21 protein-coding genes are annotated in these 26525 nt (G+C 48.0%); 12 read left to right on the forward strand and 9 right to left on the reverse strand.

The window, feature by feature from the left end:
* Nucleotides 1–17: 17 nt before the first annotated feature.
* Nucleotides 18–2405 (reverse strand): UvrD-helicase domain-containing protein, encoded by a 2388-nt coding sequence (locus FD975_RS08455; RefSeq protein WP_215301860.1) that lies wholly within the window; start codon nucleotides 2403–2405, stop codon nucleotides 18–20.
* Between the two features lie 24 nt (nucleotides 2406–2429).
* On the opposite strand from FD975_RS08455, the gene FD975_RS08460 reads away from it, so the two are divergent.
* Nucleotides 2430–5321, forward strand: a complete 2892-nt coding sequence (locus tag FD975_RS08460) for a valine--tRNA ligase (RefSeq protein ID WP_215301869.1) — start codon at nucleotides 2430–2432, stop codon at nucleotides 5319–5321.
* A 28-nt stretch (nucleotides 5322–5349) separates the two neighbouring features.
* Entirely contained in the window at nucleotides 5350–6234 is an 885-nt protein-coding gene (galU, locus tag FD975_RS08465) for a UTP--glucose-1-phosphate uridylyltransferase GalU (protein WP_215301871.1), read from the forward strand.
* A 112-nt stretch (nucleotides 6235–6346) separates the two neighbouring features.
* Here galU and FD975_RS08470 read toward each other — a convergent pair whose 3' ends face one another.
* On the reverse strand, nucleotides 6347–6574 hold the full coding sequence (locus FD975_RS08470) for a sulfurtransferase TusA family protein (RefSeq protein WP_215303953.1): 228 nt from the start codon (nucleotides 6572–6574) through the stop codon (nucleotides 6347–6349).
* Between the two features lie 8 nt (nucleotides 6575–6582).
* On the reverse strand, nucleotides 6583–9207 hold the full coding sequence (gene alaS / locus FD975_RS08475) for an alanine--tRNA ligase (protein WP_215301872.1): 2625 nt from the start codon (nucleotides 9205–9207) through the stop codon (nucleotides 6583–6585).
* Between the two features lie 123 nt (nucleotides 9208–9330).
* Here alaS and FD975_RS08480 point away from each other — a divergent pair, with 123 nt between their 5' ends.
* The 3 genes from FD975_RS08480 to FD975_RS08490 all read left to right on the forward strand — a co-directional run bounded on the left by FD975_RS08480 (nucleotide 9331) and on the right by FD975_RS08490 (nucleotide 13166).
* Nucleotides 9331–9789 carry a tripartite tricarboxylate transporter TctB family protein gene (locus FD975_RS08480; protein ID WP_215301874.1) on the forward strand — a complete coding sequence of 153 codons (459 nt, stop codon included), beginning with the start codon at nucleotides 9331–9333 and terminating at the stop codon, nucleotides 9787–9789.
* Between the two features lie 18 nt (nucleotides 9790–9807).
* Entirely contained in the window at nucleotides 9808–11310 is a 1503-nt protein-coding gene (locus tag FD975_RS08485; RefSeq protein ID WP_215301875.1) for a tripartite tricarboxylate transporter permease, read from the forward strand.
* An 83-nt stretch (nucleotides 11311–11393) separates the two neighbouring features.
* Nucleotides 11394–13166 carry a glutamine--tRNA ligase/YqeY domain fusion protein gene (locus FD975_RS08490; RefSeq protein WP_215301877.1) on the forward strand — a complete coding sequence of 591 codons (1773 nt, stop codon included), beginning with the start codon at nucleotides 11394–11396 and terminating at the stop codon, nucleotides 13164–13166.
* Here the strand turns inward: FD975_RS08490 and FD975_RS08495 are convergent.
* Entirely contained in the window at nucleotides 13147–14034 is an 888-nt protein-coding gene (locus FD975_RS08495; RefSeq protein ID WP_215301878.1) for an SDR family oxidoreductase, read from the reverse strand. The two genes, FD975_RS08490 and FD975_RS08495, sit on opposite strands and share 20 nt — an antisense overlap.
* A gap of 36 nt (nucleotides 14035–14070) precedes the next feature.
* Between FD975_RS08495 and FD975_RS08500 the strand changes: the two genes are divergently transcribed.
* Together FD975_RS08500 and FD975_RS08505 are read left to right on the forward strand one after the other, a co-directional pair.
* Nucleotides 14071–15111 carry a CDP-6-deoxy-delta-3,4-glucoseen reductase gene (locus tag FD975_RS08500; protein WP_215301880.1) on the forward strand — a complete coding sequence of 347 codons (1041 nt, stop codon included), beginning with the start codon at nucleotides 14071–14073 and terminating at the stop codon, nucleotides 15109–15111.
* 51 nt (nucleotides 15112–15162) lie between these two features.
* Complete coding sequence (locus FD975_RS08505) at nucleotides 15163–16356, forward strand: acetylornithine transaminase (RefSeq protein WP_215301883.1); 1194 nt, start codon at nucleotides 15163–15165, stop codon at nucleotides 16354–16356.
* A gap of 55 nt (nucleotides 16357–16411) precedes the next feature.
* Here FD975_RS08505 and ispH read toward each other — a convergent pair whose 3' ends face one another.
* A complete protein-coding gene (gene ispH / locus FD975_RS08510; protein WP_215301885.1) occupies nucleotides 16412–17365 on the reverse strand; it encodes a 4-hydroxy-3-methylbut-2-enyl diphosphate reductase in 954 nt (317 codons plus the stop codon).
* Between the two features lie 3 nt (nucleotides 17366–17368).
* Nucleotides 17369–17815, reverse strand: coding sequence for a peptidylprolyl isomerase (locus tag FD975_RS08515; RefSeq protein WP_215301886.1), 447 nt, complete (start codon nucleotides 17813–17815; stop codon nucleotides 17369–17371).
* 30 nt (nucleotides 17816–17845) lie between these two features.
* Here FD975_RS08515 and radC point away from each other — a divergent pair, with 30 nt between their 5' ends.
* The 3 genes from radC (at nucleotide 17846) to rpmG (ending at nucleotide 19098) form a co-directional block, all read left to right on the forward strand.
* Nucleotides 17846–18547 (forward strand): DNA repair protein RadC, encoded by a 702-nt coding sequence (gene radC, locus FD975_RS08520; protein WP_251371182.1) that lies wholly within the window; start codon nucleotides 17846–17848, stop codon nucleotides 18545–18547.
* A gap of 138 nt (nucleotides 18548–18685) precedes the next feature.
* Entirely contained in the window at nucleotides 18686–18919 is a 234-nt protein-coding gene (gene rpmB / locus FD975_RS08525) for a 50S ribosomal protein L28 (RefSeq protein WP_011903570.1), read from the forward strand.
* Nucleotides 18920–18930: 11 nt separating this feature from the next.
* Complete coding sequence (rpmG, locus tag FD975_RS08530) at nucleotides 18931–19098, forward strand: 50S ribosomal protein L33 (RefSeq protein ID WP_015421876.1); 168 nt, start codon at nucleotides 18931–18933, stop codon at nucleotides 19096–19098.
* A 101-nt stretch (nucleotides 19099–19199) separates the two neighbouring features.
* On the opposite strand, the gene FD975_RS08535 is transcribed toward rpmG, so the two are convergent.
* From FD975_RS08535 to purN, 3 genes are read right to left on the reverse strand one after another with little or no spacing between them, the layout of a single operon-like run.
* The gene (locus FD975_RS08535) at nucleotides 19200–20393 is read right to left on the reverse strand and encodes an acyl-CoA desaturase (protein ID WP_215301888.1); all 1194 of its coding nucleotides are present in this window, start codon (nucleotides 20391–20393) and stop codon (nucleotides 19200–19202) included.
* 28 nt (nucleotides 20394–20421) lie between these two features.
* The gene (locus FD975_RS08540; protein ID WP_215301890.1) at nucleotides 20422–22023 is read right to left on the reverse strand and encodes an RsmB/NOP family class I SAM-dependent RNA methyltransferase; all 1602 of its coding nucleotides are present in this window, start codon (nucleotides 22021–22023) and stop codon (nucleotides 20422–20424) included.
* The gene (gene purN / locus FD975_RS08545) at nucleotides 22020–22649 is read right to left on the reverse strand and encodes a phosphoribosylglycinamide formyltransferase (RefSeq protein WP_215301891.1); all 630 of its coding nucleotides are present in this window, start codon (nucleotides 22647–22649) and stop codon (nucleotides 22020–22022) included. Before purN ends, FD975_RS08540 begins: the two co-directional genes overlap by 4 nt.
* 51 nt (nucleotides 22650–22700) lie before the next feature.
* Here purN and FD975_RS08550 point away from each other — a divergent pair, with 51 nt between their 5' ends.
* Nucleotides 22701–23651 carry a bifunctional riboflavin kinase/FAD synthetase gene (locus FD975_RS08550; protein WP_215301893.1) on the forward strand — a complete coding sequence of 317 codons (951 nt, stop codon included), beginning with the start codon at nucleotides 22701–22703 and terminating at the stop codon, nucleotides 23649–23651.
* Nucleotides 23626–26505: an isoleucine--tRNA ligase gene (gene ileS, locus FD975_RS08555; RefSeq protein ID WP_371743407.1), complete on the forward strand. Its 2880-nt coding sequence runs from the start codon at nucleotides 23626–23628 to the stop codon at nucleotides 26503–26505. Before FD975_RS08550 ends, ileS begins: the two co-directional genes overlap by 26 nt.
* The last annotated feature ends 20 nt before the right edge of the window (nucleotides 26506–26525 follow it).

The following is a 26525-nucleotide window of genomic DNA, read 5'->3' on the forward strand; positions in this document are numbered from 1 at the left end:
CTGGCTTAGTTACTGATTTAGTCTATTGCAGCAAGCTTAGCAATACTGAGCTGTAGCCATTTCACACCATGGCGCTTGAAGTTCACTTGAGCGCGCGCATCAGCATCATTGCCTTCTAGACCAGTTACACGCCCCTCACCAAACTTAGTGTGAAAAACATTCTGACCGATTGTAAATGGGTAATTTCCACGCGGTGGTGAGGCCATTCTGGTTACTGAGGTTGAGGCAGAACCTACGCGCCCAATTTGTCTTGCAGGTCTCTCACGCTCATTACCACTATCAAAGAAATCATTCGATCCAAACTCACGTTGACGCGTGTAGCCATCTTGCCAAGTAGATCCTGAACGACCACCATTACCACTGGTGGCTCCGCCCCAGCGAGCATCTTTTACTTTTGGAGTGAGCCACTTCAAGGAATCGGATGGCAATTCTTCCAAGAAGCGGGAAGGCATGTTGTAGCGCACCTGACCATGGAGCATTCGTGACTGTGTATGCGAGAGATAGAGACGCTCTTTTGCTCGAGTAATTGCGACATACATCAAGCGACGCTCTTCCTCTAAACCATTCTGCTCATTAATACTGTTCTCGTGCGGGAATAAACCTTCCTCTAAGCCCGTAATAAATACGGAGGTGAACTCCAAACCTTTAGCCGAGTGGACTGTCATGAGCTGAACGGCGTCTTGACCAGCCTGAGCCTGGTTGTCACCAGCCTCGAGAGAGGCGTGTGAGAGGAATGCTGCCAATGGAGATATCTCCACCGTGCCAGGCGCGTTTTCACCTGGTAGCGTAGCAGCAGTAGCATCCTGACCATAACCCTCTTCCGCAATAAATGCGGTTGCAGCGTTAATGAGTTCTTGTAAGTTTTCTACGCGGTCTTGGCCTTCACGCTCAGAGAGATAGTGCTGAATCAATCCGCTGTTCTGAATCACAAACTCTACCGTCTCTGGCAAAGTGTTGTGACGAGTAGCTTCACGCATGTGGTCTACCAATCGCACAAAACCACCCAATGAGGCGCCCGCCTTACCATCCAAAGTTGATGCTGCTAAATATAAAGAGCTATTTTGTGCGCGAGCTGCATCTTGCACAGCCTCAATCGATCTTGCGCCAATTCCACGCGTTGGGAAATTCACTACACGCGAGAAAGAGGTATCGTCATTTGGATTTTCTAGCAGGCGTAGATACGCTAAAGCATGTTTAATTTCAGCGCGCTCGAAGAAGCGAAGCCCACCGTACACACGATACGGAATTGCTGCGGAGAATAGAGCATGCTCGATGATGCGTGACTGAGCATTGCTGCGATAGAGCAAAGCAATTTCAGTACGCTTGATACCGCTATTTACTAAAGCTTTGATTTCATCTACGAGCCAGGCGGCTTCTGCATGATCACTTGGAGCATCATAGATGCGGACTGGCTCGCCATGACCAGCATCGGTGCGCAGGTTTTTACCTAGACGATCCGTATTATTAGAAATAAGATAGTTGGCCGTATCTAAGATGTGGCCATGCGAGCGATAGTTTTGCTCAAGCTTCACCATCATGGGGTGGTATTGCTTTTCATACAAACGCATATTCTCAACGTCTGCACCACGGAAGGCATAAATACTTTGATCGTCATCACCCACCGCGAAGACTGCACTACTTCCCATGCCGCTCACATTTACACGGCTTGCATCGTGACCAGAAAGTAATTTAAGCCAAGCGTATTGCAGTGCATTGGTATCTTGAAACTCATCAATCAAGATATGGCGGAAACGCTCTTGATAGTGCGTGCGAATGGCTTCGTTATGTTTGAGTAATTCATAGCTACGCAATAAGAGTTCAGCAAAGTCGACCACACCCTCACGCTGACACTGCTCATCGTAAGCTGCATACAACTGAGCCATCTTGCCCTGGAAGTCATCCCCTACGGATAACTCTTTGGCACGCTGACCACGCTCTTTTGCGTGCGCAATGAAATACTGCAACTGCTTAGGGGGGTATTTCTCATCATCGACCTTTAAACCCTTCAACAGGCGCTTAATTGCGGAAAGCTGATCTTGGGTGTCCAAAATCTGAAAAGTGGACGGCAAACCCGCTTCTTTGTGATGGGCACGCAATAAACGGTTGCAAAGACCGTGGAAAGTGCCAATCCACATACCCCGGGTATTGATCGGTAACATGGCACTTAAGCGCAACATCATCTCTTTAGCGGCCTTATTGGTAAAGGTCACTGCGAGCACACCAATGGGTGATACCTGGCCGGTTTGGATCAACCAAGCTATACGGGTCGTGAGGACGCGGGTTTTTCCACTACCGGCACCAGCCAAAATCAGGGCTGACTGGGCTTGACCATTTGAATTGACAGGCGGGAGGGTCACTGCCTCGCGTTGTTCTGGATTAAGGTTTGCGAGCAAGTCTGAGTACATCGCCCCAATTATAATTTGCCTCTTATGCCAAATGCTTCGAATACCCCTAATTCACCCGCGGCCAGCTCCTTAGATGAACTAGCCAAATCCTACGAACCCGCCCCAATTGAAGCTTATTGGGGTCCGGAATGGGAACGCCGCGGCATTGCCGACGCCACCCTAGATGAGGGCAAGGGAGATTTCTCGATTCAATTGCCGCCACCGAATGTGACAGGCACCCTCCATATGGGTCATGCTTTTAATCAAACCATCATGGATGGCTTGGTGCGTCACGCCCGCATGTCCGGCAAAAATACCTTATGGGTTCCCGGTACAGATCACGCAGGCATCGCCACACAAATCGTCGTTGAACGCCAACTCGATGCACAGAAAGTTTCTCGTCACGATTTAGGTCGTGAGAAATTCTTAGAGAAAGTTTGGGAATGGAAAGAAACTTCCGGCAACACCATTACTCGCCAAATTCGTCGCCTAGGCGCTTCGATTGATTGGGGTAAAGAATATTTCACAATGGACAGCAAGATGTCCAAAGCAGTTGTTGAAGTATTTGTTCGTTTGCATGAGCAAGGATTGATTTACCGCGGCAAACGTTTAGTGAACTGGGACCCCGTTTTGGGAACTGCAGTCTCCGATCTAGAAGTAGTGAGCGAAGAAGAAGATGGCTCTATGTGGCACATCCGCTATCCATTAGCAGATGACTCAGGACACCTGACTGTTGCTACTACTCGCCCAGAGACCCTATTGGGCGACGTTGCCGTCATGGTCAATCCAGAAGATGAGCGCTACAAACATCTCATTGGTCAGTCGGTAAAACTGCCACTATGCAATCGCGAGATCCCGATCATTGCAGATGACTATGTGGATTTGGCTTTTGGTACTGGCGTAGTGAAAGTGACTCCTGCACACGACTTTAACGACTACGCTGTTGGACAACGCCATCAATTACCGCTTATCAACATCCTCACACTCGATGCCAAGATTAATGAAAATGCACCCGTTGCTTATCAAGATCTTGAGCGTTTTGCTGCACGTAAACAAATCGTTGCCGATTTAGATGCTGCTGGTTTATTAGAAAAAGTACAGCCGCATAAATTGATGGTGCCACGTGGCGATCGCACTCAAACCATCATTGAGCCTATGCTCACTGACCAATGGTTTGTGGCAATGTCTAAACCAAGTCCAGACAATCAATATCAACCAGGCTCATCTATCGCTGGCGCAGCATTAGATGCAGTCACTAAAGGTGACATCAAGCTCGTTCCTGAAAACTGGATCAATACCTATACCCAGTGGCTAGAGAACATTCAAGACTGGTGCATCTCACGTCAACTTTGGTGGGGCCATCAAATCCCCGCTTGGTATGGCGATGATGGCCAGATCTTTGTTGCTCGCTCTGAAGAAGAAGCCAAGGGCAAAGCTGTTGCGGCAGGCTATACCGGGCAACTCAACCGCGACCCTGATGTCTTAGATACTTGGTTTAGCTCAGCACTTGTGCCCTTTAGCTCATTAGGCTGGCCAGAGGAAACGCCTGCTCTCAAGCATTTCTTGCCTTCATCTGTTTTGGTCACCGGCTTTGACATCATCTTCTTCTGGGTGGCCAGAATGGTCATGATGACTTGTCATTTCACTGGCAAGGTACCGTTTAATACAGTGTACGTTCATGGCCTAGTTCGTGATGCCGAAGGTCAAAAGATGAGTAAGTCCAAAGGAAATACTTTGGATCCAATCGACCTCATTGACGGCATCAAGATTGAAGACTTAGTCACTAAGCGCACCACCGGCTTGATGAACCCCAAACAAGCTGAAAGCATAGGTAAGAAAACTAAGAAAGAATTTCCGGAAGGTATTCCTGCGTTTGGTACGGATGCCTTACGCTTTACATTCGCTTCACTCGCCTCACTTGGTCGCAATATTAACTTTGACCAAAAACGCTGCGAGGGTTATCGCAATTTCTGTAACAAGCTTTGGAATGCCACTCGCTTTGTGCTCATGAATTGCCCTGGCGATGAACAAGAAAATGGTTTTGCTCCTTGTGACAACCAATGCGGCCCAGAAGGGCAATTAGACTTCTCTCCCGCAGATCGCTGGATTGTTTCTTTACTTCAGAGAACGGAAGCTGATGTTGCCAAGGGCTTCCAGAACTATCGCTTTGACAATATTGCTGGCAGCATTTACCAGTTTGTTTGGGATGAGTATTGCGATTGGTACTTAGAGCTAGCCAAGGTTCAATTGCAGACTGGGACACCGGCACAGCAACGCGCTACTCGTCGCACTTTGCTTCGCGTTTTAGAAACTATCTTGCGTATGGCGCACCCACTCATTCCATTCATTACTGAAACCCTTTGGCAAACCGTTGGGCCTAAGGTTGGTAAGGAGTTGACCAAGCAAGACAAGCAAACGATTGCATTACAGCCATACCCTGTTGCTCAGCTCGATAAGATTGATGAGCAAAGCGAAACTTGGGTAGCTCAGATTAAATCGATTGTGGACGCTTGCCGTAATTTGCGTGGTGAGATGCAAGTCTCTCCTGCGCTCAAGGTACCTCTCTGGATTAGTGGGCCGCAAGACTTCCTGAAGAAGGCTAGCCCATACTTAACCGCGCTGGCCAAGTTATCCGAAGTCAAAATCTATGATGACGAGTCTGCACTCGAGAAGGATGCCCCAGGCGCCCCAATGGCCTTAGTTGGCAATCTCAAGCTACTACTCAAAATTGAAGTAGATGTTGCAGCCGAGAGAATTCGTCTGAGCAAAGAAATTGAGCGCCTAGCAAATGAGATTACCAAGGCACGTGGCAAGCTTGGTAACGAAAGTTTTGTAGCGCGAGCACCGGAAGAGGTCGTTGCCCAAGAAAAGCAACGTCTTGCTGGATTTGAGCAAAACCATGAGAAGCTTGTTGCACAATTAGAGCGACTGAAATAAAGCAGCAATACAACTGATCGGAATTTCTATGCCATTAAGCACTAAAGCTGTTACCAAAGCCGTCTTCCCTGTTGCTGGACTTGGCACGCGCTTCTTGCCAGCTACCAAAGCTAGCCCGAAAGAGATGCTGAATGTCGTGGATAAACCCCTGATTCAGTATGCGGTTGAAGAAGCCATTGCTGCCGGCATTACTGAAATGATTTTTGTTACTGGCCGCAGTAAGCGCGCCATCGAAGACCACTTTGATAAAGCATATGAATTGGAAGCCGAACTCGAAGCCAAAAATAAGCAGGCTCTATTAGAGATTGTTCGTAGCGTTAAACCAAGTCATGTGGATTGCGTGTATGTACGTCAACCTGAAGCACTGGGTTTGGGGCATGCAGTTCTGTGCGCAGAAAAGTTAGTTCGCGATGAGCCATTTGCCATCATCCTTGCAGATGACTTGCTTGATGGCCAGCCACCAGTTCTAAAGCAGATGCTTAAAGTGTTTGATGAGCAAAATGGCTCAGTCTTAGCAGTAGAAAAAATTGATCCATCCAAAAGCAGCTCCTACGGCATTATTTCCGGGTCGGAAGTGTCCAAAGGGATCTATCGTTTAAATGGGATTGTGGAGAAGCCACAACCCAAAGATGCGCCGTCCAACTTAGCAGTGGTGGGTCGTTATGTACTGTCTTCAGACATCTTTAATCACATTCGCAACCTCAAGCCTGGAGCCGGCGGTGAAATTCAACTCACCGATGCTATTGCCTCCTTGCTCAAAGAAGAGCCTGTGTTCGCCTATGAATACGATGGCGTGCGTTATGACTGCGGCAGCAAACTAGGCTACCTTAAGGCTTCTGTGGAATTCGCACTACGCCATCCAGAAGTGAGTACTGAGTTTGCAGCTTACTTAAAAAGTCGATCTTTAACTTAGACTAAAACTTCATCTTCGGCAGATTTAAATTCTGTGGGATAAAAGCAAAAAAGGCAGAAATCACTTTCTGCCTTTTCTATTGGTTGCCAGAGTTCTAGGTATTCAGAGTGCTTTATCTTCTCTTCAGAAAAAAAACCAATACATCACCGTCGGTAGTGCTGGAAAGTAGTTCATTGCCAGTCTGTTTTGCAAAGGCAGGAAAATCATTTGCCGCACCTGAGTCGGTAGCTTTGACCTTCAAGACTTGGCCGGACTCCATAGTGGCTAAAGCTTTCTTGGTGCGTAAGATCGGCAACGGGCAATTCATGCCAATGGCATCGACTTCGAGATTAAATTCAATAGGATTACTCACTTAGAGGCCACCCAATCTTTCACACCAGCTAATGCCGCACCCAACTTACTTGGGTCAGTACCACCAGCCATCGCCATCTCTGGTTTGCCACCGCCCTTGCCACCAACTTGCTGGGCAACAAAGTTCACCAAGTCACCCGCTTTCACTTTAGCAATTGAGTCTGCAGTCACACCAGCAATTAAGCTCACCTTATCACCCTGGACGGAAGCCAAAACAATGGCGGCTGTTTTCAATTTGGCTTTTAAGGCATCCATGGTTTCGCGAAGTACTTGAGCGTCTGCACCATCTAAGCGAGCTGCTAAGACTTTGATGCCGTTGACATCAATTGCTTGTGTCGCTAATTCATCACCTTGGCTTGCGGCAAGCTTAGAGTTCACCTTATCCAACTCACGTTCAGCTTGACGCAGGCTTTCTTGGAGTTGAGCAACACGATTTACCAAATCACCTGGATGGGTTTTTAAGATTGTTGCAGCTTCGTTGATCTTGTCTTCCATGCCTTGCAAGAAATTCAAAGCATTTCTACCAGTGACCGCCTCAACACGGCGAATACCTGCAGCAACACCGCCCTCAGAAACAATCTTCAAACTACCGATATCTCCAGTACGGCCCACGTGCGTGCCTCCACAGAGCTCTTTAGAACTACCAATTTCTAGAACGCGAACTTCGTCACCATACTTCTCACCAAAGAGCATCATGGCACCAGTTTTCTGCGCATCATCCAAAGACATCACTTTTCCGGAAGTTGCGGTATTAGCCAAGATCTCAGCATTCACGATATCTTCTACCCGACGAATTTCTGCTGCAGTAATGGGTGCGTTATGAGTAAAGTCAAAACGAGTTTTACTAGCATCGACCAAAGAACCCTTTTGCTGCACATGATCACCCAAGACTTCACGCAATGCTTTATGCAAAATATGCGTAGCACTGTGGTTACGCATCGTTTCAGTTCTTTGCTGGACATCTACCAAGGCGTTGATTGAATCACCCACCTTCAGCTCGCCCTCTTGCACTTCACCTTGATGACCAAACACATCAGCCTGAATCTTGAAAGTATCTTCAACTGCAAAACGTACTGCCTCATTGCGCAACTCACCCTTGTCACCAACCTGTCCACCAGATTCAGCATAGAAAGGGGTGTGATCTAAAACGATTACTGCAGTATCGCCAGCTTTAACAGACTGCACGGCCGAGCCATCAACGTAGAGTGCCGTTACTTTGGCACCCTCATGTTTCAGGGTGTCATAGCCATGAAACTGCGTTGGTTTGCCGGAGTACTCCAAACCTTGGGCCACTTTGAACTTGCCAGCCGCTCTTGCTTGATCGCGCTGCTTTTGCATCGCCAACTCAAAGCCTTCCGCATCAACCGAAACACCGCGCTCACGACACACATCGGCAGTCAAATCCAATGGGAAGCCAAACGTATCGTGCAAACGGAAGGCAGTTTCGCCATCAACGGTCTTAGCACCACCAACAAGCGCGCTCTCCAGAATCTCCATACCGTTAGCGATTGTCTGAAAGAAGCGCTCTTCTTCCTGCTTAATCACTTCACTTACTTTGTCCTTGGCAGCTTGTAACTCTGGATATGAAAGGCCCATCTCTTTTACGAGGGCAGGAACAAGTTGATAGAAAAACGGTTTGCGCGCACCCAACTTATAACCATGACGAATTGCACGGCGCGTAATACGACGCAGGACATAGCCGCGCCCAGCATTACCCGGAATCACACCATCCACCACGATAAAGCTACATGCACGAATATGGTCTGCAATCACCTTAAGCGAAGGACTGTCAATATCGCAGTTCGCGCCACCAGCTGTATCAACCGCTTCTTTAGCAGCCTTGAGCAAATTCACAAAGAGATCAATCTCATAATTGGAATGCACTTGCTGCAATACTGCAGCGATACGCTCCAAGCCCATGCCAGTATCAACGCTAGGCTTAGGCAAGAGATGCATGTTGCCCGCTTCGTCGCGGTTGAACTGCATGAACACGTTATTCCAGATCTCAATATAGCGATCACCATCCTCATCAGGACTTCCTGGAGGCCCGCCAGCAATGTGTGGGCCGTGGTCATAGAAGATTTCAGTGCAAGGTCCACATGGCCCGGTGTCGCCCATCATCCAGAAATTATCTGAAGCGTAACGCGCCCCCTTGTTATCGCCGATGCGAATAATGCGCTCAGCCGGCACACCAATTTGCTTGTTCCAAATCTCATAAGCCTCGTCATCTTCCGCGTAAACAGTCACGAGTAGCTTTTCTGCGGGAAGTTTAAAAACTTCAGTGAGTAATTCCCAGGCAAATTGAATTGCATCCTTCTTAAAGTAATCCCCAAAAGAGAAGTTGCCCAGCATTTCAAAAAAGGTGTGATGACGGGCTGTGTAGCCAACGTTATCCAAGTCATTGTGCTTGCCACCCGCACGGATACATTTTTGAGCGGTGGTTGCGCGGTTATAAGGACGCTTATCAAAACCCAAAAAGACATCCTTAAACTGATTCATCCCCGCATTCGTGAATAGCAGAGTTGGGTCATCCCCTGGCACTACCGGACTGGAGGGGACAATTTGATGGCCTTTTTTGGCGAAGTAGTCCAGGTAGGCCTGGCGAATTTGGGAGACTTTCATACTAATAATTATCGCATTGGCACTAGTCGGGGGCAAACCCTAGGCAAACCCCCTCAATCCTGCCTTACAATCCCATAACATTAATAAATAGATCGACCTTTAAGTCGATATAAGGAGCTCAAGTTGAAAATTCGCAATCAAAGGGATTTTGGCGCCGGAATCATGTATATGGTTATCGGCCTTTTCTTTGCAGGTATTGCCACCACCTATTCTTTGGGCACTGCGGCCAAAATGGGTCCTGGATACTTCCCGCTGGCCCTCGGAATACTCATGTTTTTACTGGGCTTACTCGTACTCGTTACCTCATTGAGAGCTAGCGCAGCCATCGATCAAATCCCTCAATTCAACTGGCGAGTAATAGGCATTATTACTGGATCAATTTGTCTTTTTGGCATTTTGCTGCCAACTATGGGGGTTCTGGTGGCTATTTTTGGCCTTGTTTTTGCATCTTCAACGGCAAGTAAGGAATTTAGCTGGAAAGCAGCTACCCTAAATTCCATTGTGCTGATGGTGTTTACTTATCTGGTGTTTATCGTTGGCCTTAAGCTCACGTTCCCAGTTTTACCGTTCTTTTTCGAATAATCACCGGGAACTAGAAAAATGGAATTATTTAATAATCTCGCTCTCGGATTCGATACCGCGTTCACCCTTCAAAATTTGATGTACTGCTTTATTGGTTGCTTATTGGGCACCCTCATTGGCGTACTCCCTGGCCTAGGCCCTGTAGCAACTATTGCCATGTTGCTCCCAGCAACCTACGCACTGCCTCCAATTGCAGCCTTAATTATGTTGGCCGGTATTTATTACGGCTCACAGTACGGAGGATCTACTACTGCAATTTTGCTCAACATTCCAGGGGAAACGTCCTCGGTGGTGACGGCAATTGACGGCTACCAAATGGCTAAAAATGGCCGCGGTGGTGTCGCTTTATTTACAGCGGGTATGGGTTCATTCTTTGCCGGTTGCGTGGCGACACTCGTTTTAGCTGCTTTTGCCGCGCCGCTCTCTGAATTGGCCTTTAAGTTTGGGCCAGCCGAATACTTCTCCCTTATGGTTTTGGGATTAATTGGCGCGGTTGTTCTGGCTTCAGGTTCCTTGATCAAAGCCATTGGCATGATCATCCTTGGTTTATTGATGGGCTTGATCGGCACGGACGTAAACTCTGGGGTTGCTCGCTACTCCTTTGATATTCCACAACTCAGCGATGGTATTGGCTTTGTCAGCGTGGCTATGGGCGTATTTGGCTTTGCTGAAATCATGGGTAATTTGGAGAAAAAAGACGATGAAGAGGGCTTCCTCAACAAAGTCACCTCCATGATTCCAACTAAAAATGATCTGAAGCGCATGGTTCCATCTATCCTGCGCGGCACTACCATTGGCTCTATTTTGGGAATTCTTCCAGGCGGTGGTGCAGCTCTGGCCGCCTTTGGCGCTTACTCAGTTGAGAAGAAATCCTCAAAATACACTCATGAATTCGGTAAGGGTGCTATTGAGGGTGTTGCGGGTCCAGAAGCAGCCAATAATGCTGCAGCTCAAACCTCTTTTATTCCATTGCTCACCTTGGGTATTCCACCAAATGCAGTGATGGCTCTGATGGTTGGAGCGATGACTATTCATAACATTCAACCTGGTCCACAAGTGATGACTAGTAACCCAGCCCTGTTCTGGGGTCTGATTGCGTCCATGTGGATTGGTAACGTGATGTTGATTCTCTTGAACTTGCCTCTCATTGGTATTTGGGTAAAGCTCTTGAAAATTCCATACCGCTTGATGTATCCAGCCATCCTGGTCTTCTGCTGTATCGGCGTTTACACCGTCAATAATTCCATATTTGACGTTTATGTAACGGCTGGTTTCGGCTTAATTGGCTACCTCTTCTTCAAGCTCGGCTGCGAACCTGCTCCATTACTCCTTGGTTTCGTGCTCGGACCAATGATGGAAGAGAACTTCCGTCGCGCACTGTTGTTGTCACGCGGTGATTTCTCCACCTTCTTTACGCGTCCACTATCTCTCAGCCTGCTCATTGCGGCTGCTCTCTTGGTGGTGATCGTAGCTCTCCCGGCGGTTAAGAAAACCCGTGAGGAGGCTTTTGTAGAGGAGTAATTCTCGAAAGCTTCCCAGAAACGAGCCCGCAGTAGTTTGCGGGCTTTTTCTTTAGGGGCGAGGGTTTTCTCTACAATGGGCGCATGTCCCAAGATAGCAAATCACCCAAAGTTCCTGCCAGCACAATTGCTGAGCCTTCCAACTTTTTGCGCCAGATCATTGACCATGATTTGGCGAGTGGCGCCTATCAGAACCGCAGCAGCCGTGATGGTCAAGCTATCCCCTCCATCATTACGCGCTTTCCGCCAGAACCTAATGGCTATCTCCACATCGGTCACGCTAAAAGTATCTGCCTCAACTTTGGCTTAGCTGCTGATTACAACCAGCTGGCTGGTGGTGCGCGGTGCAATATGCGCCTCGATGACACCAATCCAGTCAAAGAGGATGTTGAGTATGCGGACAGCATTTTGGATGCAGTCAAATGGCTTGGCTTTGATTGGGGCACGCATCTGTATCACGCGAGTGATTACTTTGATCAGCTCTATGAGTTTGCAGAAATTCTGATTCAGAGTGGCAAAGCCTATGTGGATAGTCAAAGTGCCGATGACATTCATACTAATCGCGGTAACTTTGGGCAAGCTGGAAAAAATAGTCCCTACCGTAATCGCACTCCAGACGAGAATCTGGCTTTATTCCGCGAGATGCGTGATGGCAAATACAAAGATGGAGAACATGTTCTACGTCTAAAAATTGATATGGCGCATCATAATATTGTGATGCGTGATCCTGTGGTATATCGTATTCGTCATACCGATCACCACCGGACTGGCAGCAAGTGGTGCATCTACCCTTTATATGATTTCACGCACTGCATTTCGGATGCACTAGAAAATGTCTCACACTCCATCTGTACTTTGGAGTTTGAGAATAATCGTCCACTCTACGATTGGATTGTTGCCTCACTAGCAGAATTAGGGATCTTCAAAAATCCAGTGCCGCATCAGTATGAATTCGCCCGCCTCAACTTAACTTACACCATCACCAGCAAACGTAAGCTGCTGCAATTGGTCGAAGAAAAACATGTTGATGGCTGGGATGATCCACGCATGCCAACCATCGTCGGCATTCGTCGCAGAGGCTATACGCCAGAGAGTATTCGCTTGTTCTGCGAGCGCATCGGGGTTTCTAAAGCGGATAGCTGGATCGATATGAGTACGCTGGATCAAGCCTTGCGGGATGATCTAGAAGGCAAAGCTCCACGGGCTACAGCAGTTCTAAAGCCACTCAAACTCGTCATTGAAAACTTTGACGCCTCTGTAAGTGAGCCCTGTTCAGCACCACGCCATCCTCAACATCCTGAATGGGGTAATCGCGAATTTCATTTCACAAAAGAATTGTGGATTGAGGAAGATGACTTTATGAAGGAGCCTATTAAAGGATTCTTCAGGCTCTACCCACCAATCGGCGATCAAGCAGGTGGACGCGTGCGTTTGCGCCATGGATTTGTGATTGAGTGCACTGGCTTTGAAGTAGATGCTAATGGCAATGTGATTCGAGTGAACGCGACTCACTTCCCTGATAGTAAGAGTGGTACTCCAGGCTCAAACAATTACAAAGTCAAGGGCAACATTCATTGGGTCAGCGCAGCTGAGGCTGTGCCTGCGCAAGTGCGTCTCTATGACCATCTGTTTAATGATCCACATCCAGATAGTGGTGATAAGAATTTCCTTGATGCGATTAACCCAAGCTCTAAGCAAACGATTACCGCCTACTTAGAGCCTTGCATGAAAGATGCCAAAGCAGAAGATCGCTTCCAGTTTGAACGCCATGGTTACTTTGTCGCAGACCAAAGCGATTCCAAGCCAGGTCAGCCTGTATTCAACCGTACGGTCGGACTTAAGGATTCTTGGAAATAGTTTTCAGAAACTCTGCCACGCTGGGATAGCGTAGCGGGGTTTTTAATTCTGCTAGTCGCCTATTGGTTACGCGCCGTGACTCCCGCATAAAGGACCACAGCATGGGAGATACGATTTTTTCCAATTGCTCAGCAGGCATCCTTGGTGGTCGCTCCAAACCAAAGACATCAGCCACTTCATCAAAGTAATCACCCATCTTGGTTTCACCACCATCACAGGCATTAATGACGCGCTGTGGTTTGCCGTGGTAAACGGCAGCACACACTAATCTCGCCAAATCATCACTCTGAATATGGTTTGAGTAGGCATCCTCTTCTGCGATTAAGGCGGGTGTTCCTGCCTGTATGCGGTCAACCGGCAATCGGTCTGCAGCATAAATGCCGGGTACACGTAGGATGGTCAGCGCGACTCCATGAGCTGGAGCCCAAAGACGCAGGCAATTTTCTGCGTCCACCCTGCGCTTGGCTCGCTCACTCTGAGGATTGACAGGTGTCACTTCACTCACCCTGCCACCAGCATGATTCCCGTAAACACCAGTAGTACTCACATAAATCAAGCGCCCAACAATATCAGAGCCTTGGGCTAAAATTCGGAGGAGGTTGCGAGTTCGGCAATCACGATGACCAGTATTTTGGGGTGGTGCCAAGTGGATCACAGTTTGCGCTAATCCACTCAAACGCCACAAGCTATCGGGCTTATCCAGATCCCCCAAAATCGGAATCGCGCCAACTGCCCTCAGCTCCTGAAAACGGGCTTTCTGGGATGTTAAGGCGTACACGCGATGACTTCGAGCAAGCTGTTTGGCAACACGTAGGCCAATATCGCCGCAACCGACGATCAGGATTCGAGATTTACCAAAAGATTGCATAGGTCACATCGTAACGATTTATTGAAAGGAATGAGAGTGTCTTACCAAGTCACGCTCAAGTCGAGCGGCAAACAATTTACCGTCCAGAAGGATGAAACCCTTCTCGAGGCAGCATTACAGCAGGGCATCACCCTTCCTTATGGCTGCAAAAACGGTGCCTGCGGATCCTGTAAAGGCAAGGTTCTAGAGGGTCAGGTGGAGCACGGCCAACATAGTGCTGCTGCCTTAAGCTCTGCTGATGAGGCCGCTGGCGGCACCTTGTTTTGCTGTGCTCACCCAAAATCTGATCTCCTGATTGAAGCACGTGAAGTTCAGGGTGCTGGCGATATCGCTATCAGAAAGGTGCCTTGTCGTGTGAATGCCATTTCTAAACCCAGTACAGATGTGGCAATTCTGAAGTTGCAACTGCCAGCAGCTGAGCGTTTTCAATTTCTAGCGGGTCAGTATTTAGAATTCCTTCTTAAAGATGGACAGCGCCGCGCCTACTCCATTGCCAATGCGCCTGATCAAGAGGGTCCTTTAGAGTTACACATTCGCCACTTGCCAGGCGGACTCTTTACCGACTTTGTCTTTGGCGCAAAAGATCCCGCATTAAAAGAAAAAGATATCCTGCGCTTTGAGGGTCCATTGGGCAGCTTCTTCCTGAGAGAAGACTCCAAGAAACCCATCATTTTTGTTGCGGCAGGCACTGGCTTTGCTCCCATTAAATCCATTGTCGAGCAAATGCAGCTCAAAAAGATTCAACGCCCGATTCATCTGTATTGGGGCGGACGTCGCCCTAGCGACCTTTACCTCGATGCGCTTTGCAAATCATGGGTAAGAGAAATTCCAGACTTCAAATACATCCCCGTTATTTCCGATGCCCTTCCAGAAGATCAATGGACTGGGCGCACTGGCTTTGTGCATCAGGCTGTGGTCGCTGACCATGCTGACCTAAGCCCTTACCAGGTCTATGCCTGCGGCGCCCCCGTCATGGTCAACGCAGCCCGCCAAGACTTTTCTTCTCAGTGCAAGCTACCCGAGGAGGAGTTCTTTGCAGACTCCTTTACCAGCGCAGCTGATCTTGCAACAATCTAGCCTGCTAAGCGTGATAATAGAAACCTCATTTGATCTCACTTCGTACACGATATGAATAAGCCAGCCCAATCCGTAGATGCCCACTCAGTGATGTTTATTACTCAGCGACCAGAAGTGATGATGGTTGAGGGTAAGGGCTCATGGCTCACCGATAACAATGGCAAGCGTTACTTAGACTTCTTGCAAGGTTGGGCTGTGAACTGCCTAGGTCATAGCAACCCAGGCATGATTGAAGCGCTCAATGCTCAAGCTAAGAAACTGATTAACCCGAGCCCAGCGTTCTATAACGAACCAATGATTCGCTTATCGAATCTTCTGACAGACAACAGCTGCTTTAACAAAGTATTTTTTGCTAATAGTGGCGCTGAAGCAAATGAAGGCGCCATCAAGCTGGCTCGTAAATGGGGTCAACTCAATAAGTCTGGCGCCTTTGAAATCATCACCTTTGATCACAGCTTTCATGGTCGTACCTTAGCGACCATGAGTGCATCTGGCAAGCCAGGTTGGGACACCATGTTTGCCCCGCAAGTTCCCGGCTTTCCAAAAGCAGATTTGAATGACCTGGACTCCGTCAAAAAACTTGTCACTGACAAAACAGTTGCAGTCATGCTCGAGCCAGTTCAAGGCGAAGGTGGCGTGATCCCGACTACAAAAGAATTTATGCAAAGCCTGCGTAAATTCACTAAAGAAAACAATATCTTGTTGATCGTGGATGAAGTGCAAGCTGGCTGTGGGCGCACTGGAAAACTCTTTGCCTATCAACATTACGGCATCGAACCTGACATCATGACCTTAGGTAAAGGTATCGGTGGTGGCGTTCCGTTAGCTGCACTCATGGCAACCGATGCAGTTGCTTGCTTTGTTCCAGGCGATCAAGGCGGCACCTATAACGGCAACCCACTCATGACCGCAGTTGGCATTAGTGTGATCGAGCAACTATTAGCGCCAGGCTTCCTGGACTCTGTTCGCACCAAAGGCGAGTTACTTAGCAAAGAACTGCGTGCTATTTCAGCAGAATTTAATTTAGATGGTGAACGGGGTGAAGGCTTATTACGCGCCCTTATGTTGAGCAGTGATATTGGCGCCAAATTAGTTGAGCTTGCTCGCGATAGAGGTCCAGAAGGATTGTTGATCAACTCACCAAGACCCAATCTCTTACGCTTTATGCCTGCACTCAATGTTTCTGATGATGAAATCCGTCAGATGTGCAATATCTTGAGAGAGCTGCTCAAACAAGTTGCTTAAGCAATATTAAGATTCAATTTAATAAAGGAGCCTTGAGCTCCTTTCTTTTTTATGGCTAGCCAACTAAATTTTTGGGCAACGAGAAAGTAATGTCCTCGACTACACCCTCGAGATTACGAATACTACGCGGGCCAAACTCTTGAATCTTTTCCACAATCGAGAGTGCCAGGCTCTCTGGCGCTGATGCCCCCGCAGTAAGGCCAACACGTTTCTTGCCCACAAACCATTCAGCCTGAAGTTGTTCTGGTGCATCCACCATGTAAGCCGGTACGCCGAGTTTTTCAGCTAATTCACGCAAGCGATTCGAGTTCGAGCTTGCCTTGCTTCCCACCACAATAACTACCTCAACCTGAGGTGCCATAAATTTCACAGCATCTTGACGGTTCTGAGTGGCATAACAAATATCTTGTTTACGCGGCTGAACAATATTTGGAAATTTTTGAGTTAAGACGTCAACAATTTCTTTGGTCTCATCTACGGAGAGTGTGGTTTGCGTTACAAAAGCAATTTTTTCATTCTCAGTAAAGGGCAGCTCAGCAACATCCGCCACTTTTTCAATCAGATGAATGCCCTTTTCTACCTGCCCCATCGTGCCTTCGACTTCGGGGTGTCCTGCGTGACCAATCATCAAGACCGTAAAACCATCTTTACACATTTTGATGACCTCAAGATGCACCTTGGTAACCAATGGGCAGGTAGCGTCATATACCTGCAGTCCGCGCGCCTCAGCATCTTGGCGAACTTCTTGAGAAACACCATGGGCACTGAATACGACGATGCCGCCTTTGGGAACTTCATGCAACTCATCGACAAACACAGCACCTTTATCACGCAGTCCATTGACGACATAGGCGTTGTGAACAATTTCATGACGTACATAAATTGGTGCGCCAAAACGTGTCAGCGCTTCATTGACAATATTGATGGCACGATCCACACCCGCGCAAAAACCGCGAGGCTGTGCCATCAAAATTTCTGCGGCCTCTTGCGTGCTAGATGGATTAGTCATGAATCAGAGGATGGCAACGATTTCAGCTTCGAAGGTGATAGACCTTCCAGCAAGCGGGTGATTGAAATCAAACCATGCACCCTCTTCATTAATGGATTGCAATACACCAGCATATTGAGCACCACCGGGCGCATTAAATTCAATCACGTCGCCAGGATTAAATTCCACATCATCATCGCGACCCTCTTTAAGCGCACCCAAAGAAACCCATTGCATTAATTCTTCCTTACGCTCCCCAAAGCTTTCCTCAGGGGGCAGCAAGGCACTTTTCTTTTCACCCACAGCCAACCCGATCAACACTTTTTCAAAACAAGGCGCAAATTGTCCAGAACCCATCAACACCGTCGCAGGGCGATCAATAAAAGTATTGATGTAATCATCCCCACTGGGCAAAGTCAGCCGATAGTTGAGGGTCAGGAAGGAATTGGGCAAAACCGTAAGCTTAGTCATAAGGTAATTGTATCTAGGCCTGACACGAGCGTGCACTCACCCATTACAGACTGGCCCAAAATAGAGCAGCCCCGCGAAAAACTACGCGCCCTAGGAGCGGCAGCTCTAAGTGATGCCGAATTACTTGCGATCTTTCTGCGCGTTGGCGTCAAAGGTAAAACTGCGGTGGCATTGGCAGAAGATCTCATCCACCATTTTGGTAATTTGCCACGCCTCCTATCCTGCGCCCCGGAGGAATTAACCCAGATTCATGGCATGGGTATTTCTAAATGGTCACAAATTCAGGCGGCGTATGAGCTTGTCAAGCGCAGTCTTGAGGAAACCCTCTCCCAAGCATCGGTCTTCTCTTCGCCAAGCTATGTCAGAGAGTTCTTGCAAGCCCGATTTGGACGCCTCCCACACGAAGTCTTCCTTTGCCTATACCTCGACTCGCGTCTGCATCTGATTGAGTGCCAGGAGCTCTTTAGAGGCTCCCTAAGCCAAACTGCCGTCTACCCCCGAGAAATCCTCAAAGAAGCGCTTGCGAGGAACGCCAGCGCCCTCATCGTTGCCCATAACCACCCCAGCGGAAACCCACTACCAAGCATTGCCGACCAGGAATTAACAAAGACACTTTCCAAAGCCTTGCAGTTGGTAGATATTCCACTCCTTGATCACTGCATAGTCAGTGATAGCGGATTTTTCTCATTTTCAGACTCAGGCCTTATGAAAAATAGCTTGAATAAGAAGTAATTACTAACTTATTGACTATTTTTGACCCATATTAGCGACTAAACGGCAAAATCCTCAAAACTAAAGCCAATTAAGGGTAGATCAAAGTGCCTGGAGACTGATACAATCTTCTTTTTTCGCAATTAATGGAGTTATGTCATGGCAAAAGTTTGCCAAGTCACTGGGAAGAAGCCGATGGTTGGCAACAATGTATCCCATGCAAACAATAAAACGAAGCGTCGCTTTTTGCCGAATTTGCAAAACCGTCGTTTCTGGGTTGAATCTGAAAACCGTTGGATTAGCTTGCGCTTAACCAATGCTGGTTTGCGCGTTATCGACAAGAACGGCATTGATGCTGTGTTGTCTGATCTCCGTGCACGTGGCGAAATTTAAGGAGCGCACAAATGGCTAAAGGCGGCAGAGAAAAAATCAAATTAGAGTCATCAGCTGGTACTGGTCACTTCTATACAACTTCAAAAAACAAGCGTACAAAGCCTGAAAAAATGGAGATCATGAAATTCGATCCAACCATTCGCAAGCACGTTGCTTACAAAGAAACTAAGCTCAAGTAATTTATCGATTCGATATTTATTTGCAGCAAATAAAAAACCCGCTAGATCAGCGGGTTTTTTATTGTCTTGATTTTTCACCAAGACAAAATTCATGTCATCGCTTAAGCGTAACGACGCAACCTTAAAGAGAAGTCACGCAGACTCGATAAACCACTATCTTCTGCGCGCTGACACCACGTATGCAATTGAGAAACCAATTGATCACCTGTAGCATTGGAGCGACTCCAGATAGCCTGCAAATCACGACGCATTTCAATCATCTTGCGTAATTGAGCATTGCTTGCCATCAACTCCTCCAACTTCACTTTTTCTTCTGCAGTCAAACGAGATTCATCTTTACCCAACCAGGTACGCGCATCTTTTAAATGTGCCGCCAAGACTTGCATATGTTGGACTTCGTTACTGAAGAAAGAGCTCAAGGTTTTGCTATAGCGAGCCATGATTTCATAACGGTTAGCGATGATAGCTTCGAGTGTGCCTTGATCTGCAGGACGCAAGTCGCTTAGTACTGGCTTTGGAGAAGTCTTCTTCACTTTGGCCAAGCCAACAGCACTCATCATCTGAATGTACATCCAGCCGATATCAAACTCATACCACTTGCTAGAGAGCTTAGCGCTTGTGGCAAAGGTGTGATGATTGTTATGTAGCTCTTCGCCGCCAATCAAGATGCCCCAAGGGAAAATATTTCTGGAGGCATCTTCACAGTCATAGTTGCGATAGCCCCAGTAGTGGCCAATGCCATTAATAATGCCAGCAGCGGTAATTGGAATCCACAGCATCTGCACTGCCCACACAGTTAAGCCAATAGCACCGAACAAAAACACATCGATGATCAACATCAAGGCTACACCTTGCCAAGAGAACTTGGAGTAGACATTGTGCTCAAGCCAGTCATCTGGCGTGCCATGCCCAAACTTCTCTAAAGTCTCTTGATTGCGTGACTCTTGTTTATACAGCTCAGCTCCACGAGAGAGAACGGTATTGATGCCGAGAACTTGGGGGCTATGTGGATCATCGACAGTCTCGCACTTGGCATGGTGTTTGCGATGAATAGCAGCCCATTCTTTAGTCACCATCCCGGTGGTTAGCCAGAGCCAAAACCGGAAGAAGTGGGACATGATTGGATGTAAATCTAAGGCACGGTGCGCTTGGCAACGATGCAAGAAAATAGTCACGCTAGCAATTGTGATGTGAGTGGCCACCAAAGTAAAAACAAGGATCTGCCACCACGCCCAATTTAAATAGCCATGAGATAGCCAATTAAGGAATAAATCAAAACCAGAAGCTGTGTTCAAAAGGGTATCCCTAACGAGGTCTAAACCCTTATTTTAGTTCTTTAGCGACTTTCTTGGTTTTGATCTTAGTCTCTTTTTCCCCGCCTTTTTCATCGCCCTGATCAATCTTCTCAACTGGAGCAGCAGCTTTCTTTTGGAAAACAGCCCCAAAGAAGCCATCTGTACCGTGAATATGGGGCCAAAGCTGCCACCAAGGGTTATCAGGACTACACCCTAAAGGAATTTTATCCTTTGGAAACAACGGCTTAAGAACCTCGGCTGCCGGAACAACCTCAAAATTGGGGTGCTTTGCCAAGAAATCCTCTGCAATTTGCTGGTTTTCTTGAGGTAAAAGGCTGCAGGTCGCATAAACCAAGCGGCCTCCTGGCTTGAGCAAGCGACTTGCCGAAGCCAATATATTCATTTGCTTTTGATTGAGCTCCAACACCCCTTCTGGGGTCTGGCGCCATTTGAGGTCTGGGTTACGGCGCAAAGTACCCATGCCACTACAAGGGGCGTCGACTAAAACGCGATCAATCTTGCCGGCTAAGCGCTTGATCTTAGTGTCATTCTCGCTATCAATCCAGACAGGATGCACGTTAGAGAGTCCGCTACGGGCTTGCCGCGGCTTCAAATTAGCCAAGCGGCGCTCAGATGTATCCAGGGCGTACAAACGGCCTGTGGAGCGCATGATTGCCCCAATCGCTAAAGTCTTGCCGCCAGCACCTGCACAGAAGTCCACTACCATCTCACCGCGTTTGGGGGCGAGCAAGTAAGCCAGCAACTGACTGCCTTCATCTTGAACCTCAAACATCCCTGCTTTAAAGCCAACAGTATTTTGCAGAGCGGGCTTACCCATAATGCGCACACCATCAGGGGCATATGGAGTTGGGATGGCTTGATAGCGACCGCCAAGGGCATTCATCTCAGCAAGCAATTGCTCACGAGTTGTCTTCATGGTGTTTGCACGTAAATCCAAAAGGGCTGGATGCATGAGTGATTTAGCCAACTCTTCGCGAGATTCTTCGCCGGGATATTTTCCAAACGCATCCCACAACCATTCCGGCAAGTTATTACGAACCAATGGATTGAGTGCTGATGGATCGACTGTCGCAAAGCGCTGCAACCACTCGTACTCGCCCGTCTTGAGCACGTGGGCTAAGTCAGCAATCGCACTCTCAGCGCGATTAGCAGAACCAAGACCACCTTCAGACAGAGCAGACAGCAAACCCAATAGGGCTAAGCGTCTGGCCTGTGATCCCTCACCACTTGAAGCAAATTGTGAGAACTCATTTTTACGACGCAAGATGGCAAAAGCACTCTCAGCAATTAAGGCGCGATCACGATTACCCAGCTGCGGTTCAGAGCGGAAATAGCGACTCACTACACGATCAGCCGGTTGCTCAAAATTGAGTAACTCAGGAAGCAGACGCTCTAAATGAATGGCATGCTGAGGCAAAGCCTTCGCATTAGAAAAGTTTTTTTGACCTTCGGGCGCAATGATGTTTCCGCTCGCATTACGACGCTCTGGGCGACGCAATGGATCCTTAGATTTAGCGGCATAACTCTTTTGTGGGCCTAAGCGCGATCCAGATCTGGATCCAGACTTTGAGCCAGTACTGGCTCCGCGGGATGAACGTTCTTTACTCATAATTTTATTAATTGCGACTCCGGTGGTTGAACCTGAACTTGATTACCTTCTATTCGCAATCGTCCATCAAGGAACCATTTTACGGCCCGCGGGTAAATCTGATGCTCAGCTGCCAAAACGCGCGCCGCCAAACTATCTGCATCGTCGCCAGGAAGCACTGGAACTGAAGCTTGACAGATGATGGGGCCTTCATCGACACCCTCGGTCACAAAGTGCACGCTGGCACCGTGTTCGGCTACGCCGGCCTCCAAAGCCCGCTCGTGGGTATGCAAACCCGGGAAGGCTGGCAACAAGGCAGGGTGGATATTGATCAGGCGACCCTCAAAATGACGAATAAAGCCCGGGGTCAGAATTCTCATAAAACCGGCCAGAACCACTAAATCAGCACCTAATTCATCGATTTTTGCGATGAGAGCAGCATCAAAGGACTCGCGTGTAGCATGTTCTTTATGCTCAATGGCAAAGGCTGGAATGCCTTGAGAGCGAGCAAAATCAAGGCCCTTAGCAGCAGAGTGATTAGCGATCACCCCTGCAAAAGTGACGGGCCACTGCTCTTTTTGAGCTGTTTTGACGATGGCCTCGAAATTGGATCCGCGGCCTGAGATTAAGGTGACGATAGATGGCATGCCCACAATATAATTGATGGTTACCCCGAAAGCGACCCTGAAAGCGATTTAGTGAACGTATTCCGTGGCCCTACCCAGTTTTCTGCAGGACCGGCTTGTGCCTTAACCATCGGTAATTTCGATGGCGTGCACAGGGGTCATCGCGCCCTGCTAAAACAACTGCAGGATGGCGCCCAAGAACGTAGTCTGGTTAGCTGCGTGATGACTTTCGAGCCGCACCCTAAAGAATTCTTTTCTCCAGAGCAGGCGCCCCCTCGCATACTAAATTTACGCGACAAGCTTGCCGCTTTTGCTGACATCGGCATTGACCGTGTAGTTGTAGAGCATTTCAATTCAGCTTTTGCTCGACTTACTCCAGAAGAGTTCGTTTCTGAAATCATCATTAAACAACTCAACGCCAAATGGATTTTGATTGGGGATGATTTTTGCTATGGCGCAAAACGCGCGGGCAACTTTGCAAGTCTCAAAGCTGCCGGCGAAAAATATGGCTTCGAAGTTTCGAGCATCCACACCGTTCTTGAGAACGGTGAGCGCATATCCAGCTCAGCGCTTCGCAATGCCTTAGCCAATGGTGACATGGATCAAGCGACAAAATTATTAGGGCGGCCTTACGGCATCTCCGGTCACGTCATTCATGGACAAAAGCTGGGGCGTACCTTAGGTTTTCCTACCCTCAATCTTGCTGTTGCTAACCATCTTCATCATCGCAGGCCTGCCTGCTCAGGCATCTTTACCGCACAAGTACTAGGCCTTGAAGATAAGCCGCTTCCCGCTGTAGCCAGCCTCGGTGTAAGACCAACAGTCGAAGATGAAGGTCGCGTTCTCTTAGAGACGCACATCTTTGATTACAACGCAGATGTTTACGGAAAAATCATTACCGTTGAACTCTTAGAAAAAATCCGTGATGAGGCGAAGTACTCTGACCTCGACACCCTTACCAAAGCGATTGCATCTGATGCAGCGCATGCCAGAAATTATTTCCAGAAAAAATCATATGTCTGAAAAAGAAAACTCTTACCCCGTCAATCTTCTAGAGACCTCATTCCCAATGCGGGGAGACCTGCCGAAGCGTGAGCCTCAGTGGGTTGCGCAGTGGCAGAAAAATAAACTCTACGAAAAGATTCGTACAGCACATGCCAATCAACCAAAATTTATTTTGCATGATGGTCCTCCCTATGCAAACGGTGATATTCATATTGGTCACGCAGTAAATAAGATCCTCAAGGACATGATCGTGAAGTCTCGCTGGTTAATGGGCTTCGACTCTGCATACGTCCCAGGCTGGGATTGCCATGGCATGCCGATTGAGATTCAGATTGAAAAAGAGTTTGGTAAAAATTTACCGACTGCCGAAGTTCAATCGAAGGCCCGTGCTTACGCCAAGGTACAAGTGGATAAGCAGAAAAAAGATTTTGAGCGTTTGGGTGTTCTGGGCGATTGGAACAACCCCTACCTCACCATGAACTACCGCAATGAGGCCGATGAAATTCGTGCACTTGGGAAGATCTGGGAAAAGGGTTATGTCTTCCGTGGTCTCAAGCCAGTGAACTGGTGCTTTGACTGCGGCTCTGCACTAGCTGAAGCTGAAGTGGAATACCAAGATAAGACTGATCCAACGGTAGATGTTGGCTTTGCTTTTGATGATGCACAGCGTTCACAGCTTGCAAAAGTGTTTGGCCTACCTGAGATTCCAGCCAAGCCTGGAATGATTGTGATTTGGACCACAACACCTTGGACCATCCCATCTAATCAGGCCTTGAATGTTCACCCAGAACTTACTTACGCCTTAGTCGATACAGGTGATAAGCTTCTCATCTTGGCAAAGGATCGCGTACAAACTTGCCTCGAAGATTTTGGCCTTGAAGGTAAAGTCATTGCAACTTGTTTAGGTAGTCAATTAGCCAACATCTCGTTTTGGCATCCACTCGCTCCATTGCATGAGGGATACAAGCGCCTCTCACCAATCTACCCAGCTGAATACGTCACACTCGATACCGGCACTGGTGTTGTGCACTCTGCACCAGCTTATGGTGAGGAAGACTTTAAATCATGCAAAGCAAATAAATTAGCGGATAAAGATATCTTGAACCCAGTCATGGGTAACGGTGTGTATGCCTCTTGGTTGCCACTCTTTGCTAATGAATATATTTGGAAAGCCAATCCCAAGATTGTGGAGGCCATGCGTGAAGCAGGCAGCCTCTTGCGAGATAAAACCTATACCCACTCTTACATGCACTGCTGGCGTCACAAGTCGCCGATTATTTATCGTGCAACCTCGCAGTGGTTTGCAAGCATGGATAAGAAACCATCTGATGCCAAAGCAAGTTTGCGAGAGGCAGCATTAACTGGCATTGAAAATACTGAGTTCTTCCCGGCTTGGGGTAAGCAGCGCCTCAAGAGCATGATTGCCAACCGTCCAGACTGGACCTTGTCACGTCAGCGTCAATGGGGCGTACCTATGGCTTTCTTTGTTCATAAAGAAAGTGGTGAGCCACATCCACGTACGGTTGAACTACTCGAGGAGATTGCAAAGCGAGTTGAAAAAGAAGGTATTGAAGCTTGGCAAAAACTTGAGGTGGCTGAACTGCTTGGTGAAGAAGCGGCTCAATATGAGAAGAATCGTGACACCTTGGATGTGTGGTTTGATTCCGGCACTACGCACTGGCATGTTATTCGCGGCTCACACCGTGATGAACTCTATCGCCCTGAAGCCGAGAGTACCGATGGTCGTTTAGCCGACTTATATCTTGAGGGTTCAGACCAACACCGTGGTTGGTTCCACTCATCCCTACTTACTGGCGCCATGCTCGATGGCAAGCCGCCATACAAAGCACTTCTGACCCACGGCTTTACTGTAGATGGCCAAGGTCGCAAGATGAGTAAGTCTGTGGGTAATGTGATTGCCCCGCAGCAGGTTGCCGACAAGCTGGGCGCAGAGATTATTCGTTTGTGGGTAGCGTCTACCGATTATTCCGGCGAGATGACGATCTCGGATGAGATTCTGAAACGTGTGGTTGAAAGCTATCGTCGTATTCGCAATACTTTGCGTTTCTTGCTGGCCAATCTATCCGACTTTGATCCATCAAAGCACAGCATGCCTGCAAGTGAGTGGCTTGAGATTGACCGCTATGCCGTTGCACTTGCCAATCAATTACAAAATGAAGTACAGGCTCACTACAAAGCTTATGAGTTCCAGCCCGCTGTAGCTCGCATGCTGACTTTCTGCTCGGAAGATTTAGGTGGCTTCTACTTAGATATTCTGAAAGACCGCCTCTACACGAGCGCGCCAGATTCGAAAGAGCGTCGTGCTGCACAAAACGCACTGTTTCACATTACTCGCAATCTTTTAAAGTGGTTGGCTCCATTCCTATCCTTTACTGCCGAGGAAGCGTGGTCATCATTCCCGCATGGTGCAAATGAGAAACTCAGCGAATCCATCTTCATGGAAGAATTCGGCGTTTTCCCAGAAATCGAGCATGCAACTGAGCTGCTTGCAAAGTGGGCACGCATTCGCGAAATTCGCTCTGAGGTAACGAAGGCTATTGAGATTGAACGTGAGGCTGGCAATGTAGGCTCATCTCTGCAAGCAGAGCTCACCATTAAAGTGGGTGATATCGATTTTGCAATTTTGCATTCTCTTGAAGATGACCTACGCTTTGTAACTATTACATCTAGTGCCAATATTGAATTGAGTAATGGCGGTCTCGAAGTCCTGGTGAGAGGCAGTCAATATAAAAAGTGTGGGCGCTGCTGGCATCACACCGCCGATGTTGGCACCAATGCAGAGCATCCAGAATTGTGCGGTAGATGCATCAGCAATCTTTTTGGGGATGGTGAAGCACGCTTGTTTGCATAAACAATCGGCATTCATACCAC

Source organism: Polynucleobacter sp. AP-Jannik-300A-C4 (assembly GCF_018688335.1).
GTDB lineage: Bacteria > Pseudomonadota > Gammaproteobacteria > Burkholderiales > Burkholderiaceae > Polynucleobacter.

Coding starts and splice junctions, on each gene's coding strand:
- FD975_RS08460 (WP_215301869.1), top strand. CDS start 2,430: ATGCCAAATGCTTCGAATACCCCTAATTCACCCGCGGCCAGCTCCTTA.
- FD975_RS08495 (WP_215301878.1), bottom strand. CDS start 14,034: ATGCAATCTTTTGGTAAATCTCGAATCCTGATCGTCGGTTGCGGCGAT.
- FD975_RS08490 (WP_215301877.1), top strand. CDS start 11,394: ATGTCCCAAGATAGCAAATCACCCAAAGTTCCTGCCAGCACAATTGCT.
- FD975_RS08515 (WP_215301886.1), bottom strand. CDS start 17,815: ATGACTAAGCTTACGGTTTTGCCCAATTCCTTCCTGACCCTCAACTAT.
- rpmG (WP_015421876.1), top strand. CDS start 18,931: ATGGCTAAAGGCGGCAGAGAAAAAATCAAATTAGAGTCATCAGCTGGT.
- galU (WP_215301871.1), top strand. CDS start 5,350: ATGCCATTAAGCACTAAAGCTGTTACCAAAGCCGTCTTCCCTGTTGCT.
- rpmB (WP_011903570.1), top strand. CDS start 18,686: ATGGCAAAAGTTTGCCAAGTCACTGGGAAGAAGCCGATGGTTGGCAAC.
- FD975_RS08485 (WP_215301875.1), top strand. CDS start 9,808: ATGGAATTATTTAATAATCTCGCTCTCGGATTCGATACCGCGTTCACC.
- FD975_RS08505 (WP_215301883.1), top strand. CDS start 15,163: ATGAATAAGCCAGCCCAATCCGTAGATGCCCACTCAGTGATGTTTATT.
- ispH (WP_215301885.1), bottom strand. CDS start 17,365: ATGACTAATCCATCTAGCACGCAAGAGGCCGCAGAAATTTTGATGGCA.
- FD975_RS08455 (WP_215301860.1), bottom strand. CDS start 2,405: ATGTACTCAGACTTGCTCGCAAACCTTAATCCAGAACAACGCGAGGCA.
- alaS (WP_215301872.1), bottom strand. CDS start 9,207: ATGAAAGTCTCCCAAATTCGCCAGGCCTACCTGGACTACTTCGCCAAA.
- FD975_RS08540 (WP_215301890.1), bottom strand. CDS start 22,023: ATGAGTAAAGAACGTTCATCCCGCGGAGCCAGTACTGGCTCAAAGTCT.
- purN (WP_215301891.1), bottom strand. CDS start 22,649: ATGCCATCTATCGTCACCTTAATCTCAGGCCGCGGATCCAATTTCGAG.